The sequence below is a fragment of the Paraliobacillus quinghaiensis genome (assembly GCF_003426025.1).
GTDB classification, from domain to species: domain Bacteria; phylum Bacillota; class Bacilli; order Bacillales; family Amphibacillaceae; genus Paraliobacillus_A; species Paraliobacillus_A quinghaiensis.
The window spans coordinates 25,009-36,993 of record NZ_QJSH01000013.1 but is presented as its reverse complement, the minus strand read 5'-3'; the positions used below and the strand labels follow the sequence as shown (position 1 = coordinate 36,993).

The window sequence follows — 11,985 nt, the reverse complement described above, 5'->3', positions numbered from 1 at the left end:
TCCATGGCTAGAAAACTAGGTCGTACAACTGATGTACGTTTAGCATTACTTCGAAATCTTGCTACTGACTTGATTATTCATGAACGTATAGAAACAACAGAAGCGAAAGCGAAAGATCTTCGTTCTGTCGTAGAAAAAATGATCACACTTGGTAAGCGCGGGGATCTTCATGCTCGTCGTCAGGCAGCAGCTTACTTATATGGATCAAAAACGGCAGAAAATGAAGATGCAGTTCAAAAACTGTTTAGCGATATTGCAACTCGTTATGAAGAACGCCAAGGCGGATACACACGTGTCTTGAAATTAGGACAGCGTCGTGGTGACGGTGCAAAAACAGCAATTATTGAGTTAGTATAAACTTGATAAAAGAAGGTGAAGGGCAGGATAGAATCTCTCCACGAGGTCAATCCAAGCCCTTTTTGCACATTAAGTAAATATTGATAAATAACACAGACGCCGTTGACTTCTCCCCTAGGATAAGCCATTCGGTGTTTTTTATTTTTGCTACATTTATAAATTTTTTTGCACCTGGTTATGATAAAATAGACTTTTAAAGACGTATTTAAATATATATCGACATTCTCCCCTTTAATTCCATCATTTCCGGGGAAATAATGTGACATATAACGGCGGGGGAATCGTATATGAAAAAAGAGTGTATAGAATTTCGAAATGTTTCATTCCGGTATAGCGAGGAAGGACCATGGGTTTTAAAAAATGTTAGTTTTCGTATTCCTGCAGATGAAGGGGTAGCAATTATTGGCCATAATGGATCAGGTAAATCAACAATCGCTAAATTAATTAATGGTTTATTGTTTGCTGATGAAGGTGAAGTGGTTGTTCTTGGTACTCCAGTTACAGAGGAGACAATCTGGGAAGTGCGTAAAAAAGTCGGAATGGTTTTTCAAAATCCAGATAATCAATTTGTTGGTACAACGGTACGTGATGATGTAGCCTTTGGATTAGAAAACAGAGGAGTAGACCGTTCTCAAATGATTACTGCGATAGATAACAGCTTACGTGCTGTCGGTATGATAGACTATATGCTACATGAGCCACACCGATTGTCTGGTGGACAAAAACAAAGGGTGGCAATTGCTAGCGTGTTAGCTATTTCACCCCAGATCATTATTTTAGATGAAGCAACAGCTATGCTAGATCCTAAAGGTAGAAAAGAAATCATGCATACTGTAAATGAGGTGAAAGACCAACAAGGACTATCTCTTTTGACAATTACGCATGATCTAAATGAAATAACGCAGGCAGATCGTGTTATTGTAATGAGCAAAGGAGAGGTTTGGTTAGAAGCTACCCCGAGAGAAGTTTTTGCAAGGGAAAAGGAATTGCAAGAGATTGGGTTAGATATTCCATTTGTTGCAAAACTGGCAAATGAGTTAGGTAAAGTAGACGTTCCAATTAGTCAGCAACCATTAAACCATGAGGAGTTATTAGAGGAATTATGGACATATCATTCAAACAAGTAAATTATACGTATCAACCTAATACCCCTTTTGAACACCATGCATTAAGAAATTTATCCTTTACTATTTCTTCTGGTTCATTTGTTGCAATCGTGGGTCATACTGGATCCGGTAAGTCGACATTAATTCAACACCTGAATGGACTTCTTAGACCAACCGGTGGAGAAGTATCTATTGGTCCTTATCAACTAATGCCTGGTAAAAAGGTAAAAGACATAAAGGTTTTGCGTGAAAAAGTTGGTGTTGTATTTCAATATCCTGAACACCAGTTATTTGATGAAACTGTAAAAAAAGATATAGCCTTTGGCCCCAAAAATTTCGGGGTTGATTATGAAGAAATTGAAAAAAGGATCCCACCAATATTAGATGCAGTACAGTTACCTGAGGAATTACTTGAACGATCCCCATTTGATTTAAGTGGTGGTCAAATGCGACGTGTGGCCATTGCGGGTGTGCTAGCAATGGATCCATCTGTACTTGTATTAGATGAACCTACAGCTGGATTGGATCCAAGAGGTCAAAAAGAAATGATGGATATGTTTTATCAATTGCACAATGCTAAAGGGTTAACAACTATCTTAGTTACACACAGTATGGAAGACGCATTACAATATGCAGACCATGTCATTATCATGGATCATGGAACGAAGTATATGGAAGGAACACCTGAAGATCTATTTGTACAAAAAGACAAATTGCAGGCTGTTCAATTAGATTTACCTGAAATCATACAATTCTTACGAAAAATAGAAGACAAGTTTCAAGTGTCTCTTCCTTACGAAGGTCAAACAATTTCAGAGCTTGGAATCCAGTTGAAGGAACATTTGAAGGGGGATGTAACGGATGAGTAATTCTTTGATAATTGGTCAATATGTACCAAGTGATTCGTTCATACATCGCCTTGATCCAAGAACAAAGATTACAATGATCTTTCTTTTTGTTATATTTGTTTTCTTTGCTAACTCGGCAGCTAGTTATGCGTGGTTAACGGCATTTGCAGTTGGGATAGCTTTGGCAACAAAAATAAAAATACCCTTTATCCTACGTGGGCTAACCCCAGTTTGGTTCTTGATTATTTTTACCTTTATTTTGCATTTAATAGTGACAAAAGATGGTGACATCCTTTTTCAAATTTTTTCTTTTCCAGTTTACTCTGGTGGCGTTATTCAAGGTATTGCGATTTCTTTTCGGTTTTTTCTACTTATTTTGGTAACATCATTACTTACTTTAACGACAACGCCAATAGAAATTACAGATGCAATTGAAAGTTTATTAGATCCTTTGAAAAAAATAAGATTTCCTGTACATGAATTAGCATTAATGATGTCAATTTCTTTACGCTTTATTCCAACGCTTATGCAGGAAACAGAAAAAATTTCAAAGGCTCAAGCATCAAGAGGTGTTGATTTTAAAACAGGCCCAGTAAAAGATCGAATTCAGGCAATTGTTCCGTTACTAGTTCCTTTATTTGTTAGTGCCTTTAAGCGTGCTGAAGACCTGGCAATGGCAATGGAGGCCCGTGGTTATCAAGGCGGTGAAGGTAGAACAAAACTACGTGAATTAAAAATTGAAAAAAGAGATATTTTTTCGTTTATTATATTTGGACTTGTTATTATTGTCTTATTTTTGTTAAGAGTATAAAGGAGTAGTCAAATGGTACGAATAATGTGTGTCGTGAGCTATGATGGGACAAATTATGCTGGCTATCAAATTCAAAATAACGGTATAACCATTCAGGAAAAGATTGAACAAGCACTAAAAGCTTTGCATAAGGGCAAAGAGGTCCAGGTTATTGCATCAGGAAGGACAGATGCAAGAGTGCATGCAGTTGGTCAAACGTTTCATTTTGACACGACTTTAACAATCCCTGAAAAGAATTGGAAGATGGCTTTGAATACACGTTTACCAAAAGATATTTTTATTGAGAGCGTACACCACGTAGTTGATGACTTTCATGCGAGGTATGACGCAATTGTAAAAGAGTATCGTTATTTTGTTTTAAACAGAAAAGATCCAGATATATTTGTAAGGAACCATCGTACACATGTTAGGGACTATTTAGATATCCATGCAATGCAAGAGGCTTGTACGTATATAGAAGGGGAACATGACTTTTCAGCTTTTTGTTCTGCTAAAACAGATATAAAAGGAAGTAAAGTGCGAACCGTTTATCATGCGAGTTGTCAGAAAGATGGAGATCAAGTAGTTTTTGTTTTCAAGGGAAGTGGCTTTTTATATAATATGGTACGTATATTGGTGGGTACGTTGATTGAAATAGGTAAAGGTGAACGTCTTCCAAGTTTCATAATAGATACAATTAATAGTAAAGATCGTAATAAAGCAGGGAAAACTGCACCACCACAAGGGCTCTTTCTATGGGAAGTCACCTATAGATAATAAGTTAAAAGCTTTTTTAAACAGCCTTTTTTAAGAACATTGTTCCTTTTCATTATTCGGATTTGATATAAACGGGCAGTAAGTTACTAACCCGCTCACAAGTGAAATGGTCTCGCTGTCCGAGTGGATCTTCAGCTCGTGCTGTTCCCACAGGATTCAATTTCATTTGAGGAGCGGTAAAGTACGTTACTAGTGCATAGTTTATTTAAAAATACTGATAAAATAAACAACAATCTTGTAGAATATAGTTTTTATGAAAAAAACAACGGATCCGGGTGATTATCTATTGACTTTAGGGTAGGCTTGTTATATGATGATATATGGCATTTTATTTCTATCCCACGATTGGCCCCGGAAAGTTAATTGTGTAGAATATAAGATCAAATCAAGCTAGCAATAGCAAATGAAACGTAATATGAATAGGTAAATTTATATATAGGAGGGTAACTCATCATGCAAACAACTTTCATGGCAAATGAAAATACTGTTGAACGTAAATGGCTTGTTGTTGATGCAGAAGGACAAACACTAGGGCGTTTAGCTAGTGAATTAGCTTCTATTCTTCGTGGCAAGCATAAAGTAACTTATACACCGCATGTTGATTCTGGTGACCATGTTATCATTATCAATGCTGAGAAAATCGAATTAACTGGTAATAAACTAAATGACAAAATGTACTACCGTCATTCAAACCACCCAGGTGGATTGAAAGCACGTAACGCAGATGAAATGCGTACGAAATATCCAGAGCAAATGCTAGAACTTACAATTAAAGGTATGCTTCCAAAGGGTAGCCTTGGTCGTAAGATGGCTAAAAAATTGCACGTATTCAGAGGACCTGAACACACTCATCAAGCACAAAAACCAGAAGTATACGAACTTCGCGGATAATTTAAAGGAGGTAATGAATAGTGGCACAAGTACAATACTACGGTACCGGACGCCGTAAAAGCTCAACTGCACGTGTACGTTTAGTACCAGGAACTGGACGTATCATTGTTAATAAACGTGATGCGGAAGACTACTTCCCATACGAATCTTTACGTACAATCATTAAACAACCATTAGCTGCAACTGAAACAGAAGGTGGCTATGATGTATTAGTAAACGTTGATGGTGGAGGATTCACTGGTCAAGCTGGTGCAATTCGTCACGGCGTTTCTCGTGCATTATTAGAAGCAGATCCAGAATACCGCGCTGTATTAAAGAGCGCTGGATTCTTAACACGTGACCCACGTATGAAAGAACGTAAAAAATACGGTCTTAAAGGCGCGCGTCGTGCACCACAGTTCTCAAAACGTTAAAACCTTGTCATACAAGGAATCAAAACCTCTTTCCTATTTTTATGGGAAAGAGGTTTTTTATGTTTTTGTTAAATTGACTCACAAATGACTCACAATTTTTATAGCGAAATAAATTAATGATCATCATCGTTCATAAATGAATAAAACTTGTTTGCAGTTTCCGCCTTAGCTTCTTTCAATAAGTGTACGTAAACATTAAATGTAGTTTGAATATCTTTATGTCCTAACCTTTCTTGAACATCTTTAGGACTAGCACCTGAGCTTATTAGTAGGCTCGCATGTGTGTGTCTAAAGCCGTGTATGCTTATTCTACGTAATTGAGCGTTATTTTTAATGATACGTATTAATTGATCATTAAAATAAGCTAGTCTGATTCTTCCCATCTTTCTATGGAATTGATGATAATTAGTGAATATTGGTTGTTCTTGATCTTCTAAAATAGGTTGGTTTATTTGTTGGTAACGTTTAAATTGTTCTTGCTTCCAAAACTGTAAAACAAGTATTGTGTCAGGATCAAGGCTGATAACACGATTGGAACTTGTATATTTAGGTGTTAATAAATGCATTGTATTTTTCTCGAAGTATAATGTTTTACTAATATACATAAGTTTTTTATCAAAACTAATATCTGACCAATTTAATGCTAAAATTTCGCCCTTACGTGCCCCTGAGTAAGCCGCCAAATGAAAGAAGGTATAATTGAGTGGTTCATCTTTAATCAGGCTCAGGAAGTCTTTTAGTTCCTTCTTTGAATAAAAATTTTCTTTTCTACCATTTACTTCTACAAAAAAATGATCTTTTTGTACAGGTAAAGTGACTTTTTCAAATGGGTTTGTAATGATATAATCCATTTTTTGAGCATATTTAAGAACTAAGTTCGATTGAATTTTATAGTCCTTAAATGATTTCAATTCATCAGCCCATTCATTAATGACTTTTTGACAATATTGAGGTGTAATAGACTTAATATCTAAATGACCAAATTGAGGCAGAATTCGATTAAATTTAGATTGTAAGGCTTTAGCTGAACTTGGCTTGATTTTTTTGCTATGTTGCTCAAACCATTCTTCGTAAACTTCTTTAAATGTTCGCTTTTTTATTTCTGGTGCACCAAATTTATCGACTTCTGCTTGTAAAGAAATGAGGTAAGATTTCGCTTCTTTTTTAGTCTTAAAACCTCTTTTTGTTGTTTGCCTTTGCTTACCTGTTTTTGGATCATAGCCTAGATATGCTCTTACGAAATAGGCAGTTGAACCATTTTTTTTTGTGTACTTTTTTATTTGTGACATAAATTTAAAGCCTCCATTTTGCTGGCGGGCAATTAATAGAGGAATTAACATAATACTATTGCAAATAAAATTAAATTTCAATAAATTTGGTGAAAATGCTTGAAAAACATATTTTTATGTTATAGTATTATATTAAATTAAATATAAATTATGGGAATACCCCAATTTAGATGATATAGGCGCACACTCTGCGCATCTATATCTCAAAATTGGGGTATTCTCTTTTTTTTTAGCTAAAGGAGGTGAAATTAATGAATAAGTTGAGCTTCGAGGTGCCTCAGGGTTTCGCTGATAAATATTTTGAGGAACTAGTGCAAATGAATCGTGAGGCAATTGAAGAAATAGTGTCATTCTCACAAGTCGAAAGAAGGTACTTAACAAAAAAGGAAGCATGTGATTACTTAAATGTTAGTTATCAAACACTGCAATCAATGATTACGAATGGCTTAAATACCATAAAAATTGGTTCGAAGTATTTTATCGATGTACAAGATATTCATATTTTCATGAAGAAACACAAAAAGTAAATAAAAAAGGCGGGCAATATAAAATTTAGGAAAGGGACGATGTGATGATGTCAAATAAAAAGGAGCCCACTTTTTGCGAGAAAGTGGGTATAAAAAAAGACTACAATAACATTTTAAGGGCGGCACTCATTTATGTCAATTTGTTAAAGTGGCCGGTGTTTCCAGTTGTAGCAAGGTCAAAACGACCAGCAACGACGAATGGTTTCAAGGATGCAACTACGGATAATGAAGTTATAAAAAAATGGTTCATTAATAACCCAAATTATAATATTGGGCTAGCAACTGGTTGTAAGAGTGGTGTTTCTGTTGTCGACGTAGATATCAAGAATGTAGATGGAAGACAAACAATAAAGAATATAGCTAATAGATATGGAGTATTACCAAAAACAATTACGCAACAAACAGGGTCCGGTGGTATTCATTATTTATTCCAACATCCAAATGGATTGAAGAGTAGCGTTGAAGCATTACCAGGTATTGATATACGTGCTGAAGGTGGCTACATAGTGTTACCACCTTCTCGCCATCAAAATGGCGAAAGTTATAGATGGATGGATGATTTAAGGCCAATGAGTGTTGAACTAGCTAATTTACCAGACTTTATGTTAAATCTTATAAAGCGAAAAGATGAAAGAGTATCTAAAAAAGATTGGAGTTATCTTTTTAATAATACAAGTGATGGGGTAAGAAATGTAAATTTGACATCACTGACAGGTCTATTGTTACGTAGGTATGTCGATCCATATTTAGTCTTTGAGATTATCAAAATGTGGAATCAAACAAGAGTTAATCCACCTCTATCCATTGGTGAAATTGAGAAAGTGTTTGAATCAATAGCCGAACGCGAAGTTATACGGAGGCAGGGATAATGAAGGATGTAATTGATTTATTGAATTCAAGTGAAAAAACAGAATGGGATAATCCAATTGACTTTGAAGAACCTCAATTACCTATATTTGATACTAATGTCTATCCGGAGTGGATCAAAAAGTTCGTTGAACAAGTTGCTGAAGAGACCCAAACACCAATTTGTTTTGCTGCTGTATCAATGATTAGTGTACTCTCAACAACCGTTTTAAGTAAATTTCGGTTAAAAGTGAGGGGACAATGGACAGAACCAATCGGTATATACTCAGTTGTTGTTGCAGAGCCATCGGCTCGAAAGTCTTCTGTCTTTAATTTATTATATCAACCAATTTTTGATTATGAACTAAAATCATATAACGAGAAAAATACAAATTTTAAAAGGTATATAGCAGCTGATGCAACTCAGGAAAAGTTGATTGAATTAATGGCTAATAATAACCAAAGTATTACTTTAGCAACGGCAGAAGGAGATGAAGTATTTGGGATGATGAAAGGCAAATATACATCAATTACGTCGTTTGATGTTTATCTCAAGTCGTATTCATCTGATCCAATTTTTTACGATAGGAAAAATAGTGGTACTCTAACTTTGCAAAAACCTACAATGGCAATGACATTATTCGTTCAGCCTTCCGTCATCGGCGGAATGAGTAACGAGTTTTCAGATCGAGGTGTTACGCAACGATTTATTTACTCGTTACCTAAATCTAATGTTGGATTTCGAGACCCAGATCCTAAATTAATTGATCAAAAGGTTAAAAATAACTATAAAAAAAATATAGTTCGATTACTTGAAATAGCAAACGACGAAATAGAGTATGTAACACTTTCGAATAAAGCACAGGAATATTTAAATGAAATGATTCATGAAATTGAGTTAGAGCTTAGAAACCAAGACCTGAGTACTTCTATCAAGGCTTGGCTAGGAAAGTTAATTGGACAAATATTAAGGATTACTGCACTTTTGCACATCAGTTTTGAGATTACTAAAGGTACTGCATTTCAGACAGAAATTGGGGTTGATACTTTAAAAAGAGTATACAATTTAAAAGATTATTTTATTAAACATGCAAAAAAAGCGTATCGACAAATTAATAACACTAACCAAGAAACTGCAGATATAAAGTATGTACTTAATAAGATAAAGCATTTAAAAAAATTAGAAATAAAAAGACGAGACGTACAGCAACTAACAAAACATCGCTTAACAAGTGTAGAGCTCTCAAAAGTTTTAGGTGAGTTGGAGGACTTCAACTATATAAGCAACATGAAGAAAGATAGAAAGCAGATTATAAAAGTTAATCCGATAATAATAAATTAACATCCCATCGCCCCTTTTTGTTCAAAGGGGCATATAGAACAGAAAGAGTACGGGGGATATCGTTTCCCCATTCTCCCCACTACTCTTTAAATGGGTATATTGGGACAACAAGGGAATTGGTGTTTCCCAGTTAAATATGCTTTATAATGCTATCTGAAATAAAGATGGGGAGATGGGACAAAAAAAGGAGATATTATGACATATATAAATTTTACAAAAGGTCAGTTTGAATATAATTTGTATAAAATTTGTAATAAGCAAAAGTTAGGCTTTATAGAGGAAGTTAGTGATTTTTTTAGCGACAAAGGAGAACTTGATACAAATGAATATGTATATTTAGTAAAAATAAACTCAAAAGTAAAATTGTATGTATATTCTTCAATTGATAGATTTACAAATAAAAATCGTGTAAAGGGTTCGGATGCAGTTCGTCTAGTAATTCAAAAAGACGAATATTACATTAAAAACCCCCACCTAAAAAGAACAATGGGATTGTTTAATGGTAATTTAGAAAAGGCTATTATAAAGGTTGTAAAAGAATATAAATAAAATTTGTTAGTTGGTTTTGACAAAAATATATTGTTAGTCTAATATAAATGTATAATTATTTTTTATTTCTTTATTTCTTTAAAAAACAGTGCAAAGGGCGTACTGTGTCTAAAATTAACAATTTAATTCTTTTTATAAGGAGTGTATGCGAAAAAGAGCATATGCTCTTTTTTTGTATATAAAAAATCAGAGATGGAACCAACAATAATTAAGTCAACAAGTAGAATAAAAAACTTAAATGAGTGTCGAATGGGTAAATCGGATAATCAGCAGCGATTTGCTCTTTTTTGTTTACTGCTTGCTGTTTATATAAATTAATTGAGCAAAACCCTAATTATGATACCCGTTGGTAATTGTTAGGTCCACACAAATGGTTGGTAATTGTGTTGCTAGAAAAGAGAGCCTTTAATGTATGAGCTCGGCTCTTAAAAATTGAGCGGAAGGTTGAATTTATGTTTTAAAAACTCTCACCTTATAGGAATTAACTATTTAAGTCTATTAAGAATGAAGGAGTGCGTATAGTGCGTGGGAAGAGGAGTATAGTTCACGATGTTAAGCTAACAATTAATTTAATAGATAAAATAGGTCAGTCGAAAAAAGCCGCCCGTGATAATAATAATCAGGGTATTCATTCATTAAAGCAAAAAAAAGAAACGGTATCTATTTGTCAAAATTTCGTTAAATGGGCGCGTCAAGAGTATAAAATCAAACGATTGTATCAATTAAAGGTTGATCATTACCAAGCATATATTTTGTTTAAAAAAGAGCAAGGACTGAGTATTGGATATCTAAAAAACATTGAAACGAGTTTATTACATTTGGAAAAAGGAATGGCTGCGTTGGCCAAAAAACACAATAAAGAACTTATTACATTTTGTCCAAAAAATAGAATGATTACAGGACATGTTATACCAAAAGATAGAAGTTACTCACATGAAGAGTTTTCAGAAGTTCAGCGATATGTTAGTAAAAATGTGAAAAATGCTATTTTGCTTATGCGCTATTTAGGCTTGCGAGTTAGAGAGAGTGTGCGAATTGAAAAAAGACATATTGTTAGTAAAGATGAGCAATTATTTGTATTGATTACTGATGGATCCGGTATCACAAAAGGCGGCCGGTTTCGTCAAATACCTGTTCCAGAACATTTTAAAGATGAATTACAGTTAATATTAAATAATAAAAAGCAAAACGCTAAACTTGTTCCCTTAAAGATCGATAGTGTGCGCAGACAAATATTTGAGGGATTCAAAAAAGCAGAAATAAATACTAATGGTCGAGGAACGCATGGATTTCGCCATGCATATGCTCGTAATCGTATCGATGAGGTGCTAAAAGAACAAGCAATATTAGAAGAAGGCAACAAAATGTTAACTAAAGTCCTTCAGAACAAGATGATTGGGCGACAAGCTGACTATGCAATACATTCAACGGAACAAAAACAACTATTCTATAAGGTTAAAGAAGTAATTAATATCGTTCATGGTGAATTAGGACATGGAAAAGATAGATGGGATTTGGCGATGATATATATGAGGAGGTAATGAAATGAGTGAAGAGCTTAATAGATTAAAACAAGAAAATAGCAGGCTTCGAGAAATTATAGGATCGTGGCGTCGTAAAGCACAAGAAAAAAATCCATATAGAAATAGACTATTTAAAGAAGGTTATAATCGAATGTATAGTGAGCATTATAAAGTCTATATAGTTGATTATATTCCTGGAGATTTAGATATAAAAGAAGTAATTGAAGAAATAGAAACAAAGTTCATGCCAACTATAAGACCCTTTTCATTTAAACGTCTAGATTATTCCACGAAATATAAAGCCTGGATCGTGGAAGTTTGTCGAACAAAAGAATATACAAAATTACGTGAGCCATTTGAGGTGCGTTGGTCAGAATAACAGAGTAAAATACTAGCTAAACTACAACATGGGCTGGATAAGAGAATAGGAATGCTCTTCTCTTATCCCATATTACTCATTGCCCACCTGCCCCAATTTGTTATTGTTAATATGACTGACTCATCAAAAAGGTAGTAACGCAAACTCTCCCAAAAAGCTAAACTTATGAAAATAATAATTATAGATGCAATTGTATTTTGTGCGTTGACCTTATTCTGGTGAGCCGTTTTTGTCCTTTTAACTTCTTTTTTAAAATATGTACCAGAAAATAATAAATCAAGTACTACGAGTAAGAAGTAAATCCACGTTATAATTGCAAGGAACCAGTCTGTTATTGTCCACCACATC

At 34.4% G+C, this 11,985-nt stretch carries 15 protein-coding genes; 13 read left to right on the top strand and 2 right to left on the bottom strand.

From position 1 onward, the window contains the following. Nucleotides 1–3 precede the first annotated feature (3 nt). The 7 genes from rplQ to rpsI all read left to right on the top strand — a co-directional run bounded on the left by rplQ (nt 4) and on the right by rpsI (nt 5,182). Nucleotides 4–357: a 50S ribosomal protein L17 gene (gene rplQ / locus D2K40_RS10050; RefSeq protein ID WP_117155549.1), complete on the top strand. Its 354-nt coding sequence runs from the start codon at nt 4–6 to the stop codon at nt 355–357. A 287-nt stretch (nt 358–644) separates the two neighbouring features. After that, nucleotides 645–1,484 (top strand): energy-coupling factor ABC transporter ATP-binding protein, encoded by an 840-nt coding sequence (locus D2K40_RS10045; protein ID WP_117155547.1) that lies wholly within the window; start codon nt 645–647, stop codon nt 1,482–1,484. Next, nucleotides 1,460–2,332, top strand: coding sequence for an energy-coupling factor ABC transporter ATP-binding protein (locus D2K40_RS10040; protein ID WP_117155545.1), 873 nt, complete (start codon nt 1,460–1,462; stop codon nt 2,330–2,332). The genes D2K40_RS10045 and D2K40_RS10040 overlap by 25 nt, the downstream gene beginning before the upstream one ends. Continuing rightward, entirely contained in the window at nt 2,325–3,122 is a 798-nt protein-coding gene (locus D2K40_RS10035; protein ID WP_117155543.1) for an energy-coupling factor transporter transmembrane component T family protein, read from the top strand. Before D2K40_RS10040 ends, D2K40_RS10035 begins: the two co-directional genes overlap by 8 nt. A 12-nt stretch (nt 3,123–3,134) precedes the next feature. Beyond that, nucleotides 3,135–3,878, top strand: coding sequence for a tRNA pseudouridine(38-40) synthase TruA (truA, locus tag D2K40_RS10030; RefSeq protein WP_117155541.1), 744 nt, complete (start codon nt 3,135–3,137; stop codon nt 3,876–3,878). 453 nt (nt 3,879–4,331) lie between these two features. Next, a complete protein-coding gene (rplM, locus tag D2K40_RS10025) occupies nt 4,332–4,769 on the top strand; it encodes a 50S ribosomal protein L13 (RefSeq protein ID WP_117155539.1) in 438 nt (145 codons plus the stop codon). 20 nt (nt 4,770–4,789) lie between these two features. After that, complete coding sequence (rpsI, locus tag D2K40_RS10020) at nt 4,790–5,182, top strand: 30S ribosomal protein S9 (RefSeq protein WP_117155537.1); 393 nt, start codon at nt 4,790–4,792, stop codon at nt 5,180–5,182. A gap of 113 nt (nt 5,183–5,295) precedes the next feature. On the opposite strand, the gene D2K40_RS10015 is transcribed toward rpsI, so the two are convergent. Then, nucleotides 5,296–6,471 (bottom strand): site-specific integrase, encoded by a 1,176-nt coding sequence (locus tag D2K40_RS10015; RefSeq protein WP_117155535.1) that lies wholly within the window; start codon nt 6,469–6,471, stop codon nt 5,296–5,298. A gap of 251 nt (nt 6,472–6,722) precedes the next feature. On the opposite strand from D2K40_RS10015, the gene D2K40_RS10010 reads away from it, so the two are divergent. The 6 genes from D2K40_RS10010 (at nt 6,723) to D2K40_RS09985 (ending at nt 11,637) form a co-directional block, all read left to right on the top strand. Further along, complete coding sequence (locus D2K40_RS10010; RefSeq protein ID WP_117155533.1) at nt 6,723–6,998, top strand: helix-turn-helix domain-containing protein; 276 nt, start codon at nt 6,723–6,725, stop codon at nt 6,996–6,998. Between the two features lie 47 nt (nt 6,999–7,045). Continuing rightward, nucleotides 7,046–7,867, top strand: coding sequence for a bifunctional DNA primase/polymerase (locus D2K40_RS10005; RefSeq protein ID WP_205417568.1), 822 nt, complete (start codon nt 7,046–7,048; stop codon nt 7,865–7,867). After that, complete coding sequence (locus tag D2K40_RS10000; protein WP_117155529.1) at nt 7,867–9,186, top strand: YfjI family protein; 1,320 nt, start codon at nt 7,867–7,869, stop codon at nt 9,184–9,186. The genes D2K40_RS10005 and D2K40_RS10000 overlap by 1 nt, the downstream gene beginning before the upstream one ends. A 195-nt stretch (nt 9,187–9,381) precedes the next feature. Further along, a complete protein-coding gene (locus D2K40_RS09995; RefSeq protein ID WP_117155527.1) occupies nt 9,382–9,735 on the top strand; it encodes a hypothetical protein in 354 nt (117 codons plus the stop codon). A gap of 521 nt (nt 9,736–10,256) precedes the next feature. Beyond that, a complete protein-coding gene (locus D2K40_RS09990; protein WP_117155525.1) occupies nt 10,257–11,276 on the top strand; it encodes an integrase domain-containing protein in 1,020 nt (339 codons plus the stop codon). A gap of 4 nt (nt 11,277–11,280) precedes the next feature. Then, nucleotides 11,281–11,637 carry a hypothetical protein gene (locus D2K40_RS09985; RefSeq protein WP_117155523.1) on the top strand — a complete coding sequence of 119 codons (357 nt, stop codon included), beginning with the start codon at nt 11,281–11,283 and terminating at the stop codon, nt 11,635–11,637. 62 nt (nt 11,638–11,699) lie between these two features. Here the strand turns inward: D2K40_RS09985 and D2K40_RS09980 are convergent, their stop codons facing one another. Further along, nucleotides 11,700–11,984 carry a hypothetical protein gene (locus D2K40_RS09980; protein WP_117155522.1) on the bottom strand — a complete coding sequence of 95 codons (285 nt, stop codon included), beginning with the start codon at nt 11,982–11,984 and terminating at the stop codon, nt 11,700–11,702. Nucleotide 11,985 lies beyond the last annotated feature (1 nt).

Coding starts and splice junctions, on each gene's coding strand:
- rplQ (WP_117155549.1), top strand. CDS start 4: ATGGCTAGAAAACTAGGTCGTACAACTGATGTACGTTTAGCATTACTT.
- D2K40_RS10045 (WP_117155547.1), top strand. CDS start 645: ATGAAAAAAGAGTGTATAGAATTTCGAAATGTTTCATTCCGGTATAGC.
- D2K40_RS10040 (WP_117155545.1), top strand. CDS start 1,460: ATGGACATATCATTCAAACAAGTAAATTATACGTATCAACCTAATACC.
- D2K40_RS10035 (WP_117155543.1), top strand. CDS start 2,325: ATGAGTAATTCTTTGATAATTGGTCAATATGTACCAAGTGATTCGTTC.
- truA (WP_117155541.1), top strand. CDS start 3,135: ATGGTACGAATAATGTGTGTCGTGAGCTATGATGGGACAAATTATGCT.
- rplM (WP_117155539.1), top strand. CDS start 4,332: ATGCAAACAACTTTCATGGCAAATGAAAATACTGTTGAACGTAAATGG.
- D2K40_RS10015 (WP_117155535.1), bottom strand. CDS start 6,471: ATGTCACAAATAAAAAAGTACACAAAAAAAAATGGTTCAACTGCCTAT.
- D2K40_RS10010 (WP_117155533.1), top strand. CDS start 6,723: ATGAATAAGTTGAGCTTCGAGGTGCCTCAGGGTTTCGCTGATAAATAT.
- D2K40_RS10005 (WP_205417568.1), top strand. CDS start 7,046: ATGTCAAATAAAAAGGAGCCCACTTTTTGCGAGAAAGTGGGTATAAAA.
- D2K40_RS10000 (WP_117155529.1), top strand. CDS start 7,867: ATGAAGGATGTAATTGATTTATTGAATTCAAGTGAAAAAACAGAATGG.
- D2K40_RS09995 (WP_117155527.1), top strand. CDS start 9,382: ATGACATATATAAATTTTACAAAAGGTCAGTTTGAATATAATTTGTAT.
- D2K40_RS09985 (WP_117155523.1), top strand. CDS start 11,281: ATGAGTGAAGAGCTTAATAGATTAAAACAAGAAAATAGCAGGCTTCGA.
- D2K40_RS09980 (WP_117155522.1), bottom strand. CDS start 11,984: ATGTGGTGGACAATAACAGACTGGTTCCTTGCAATTATAACGTGGATT.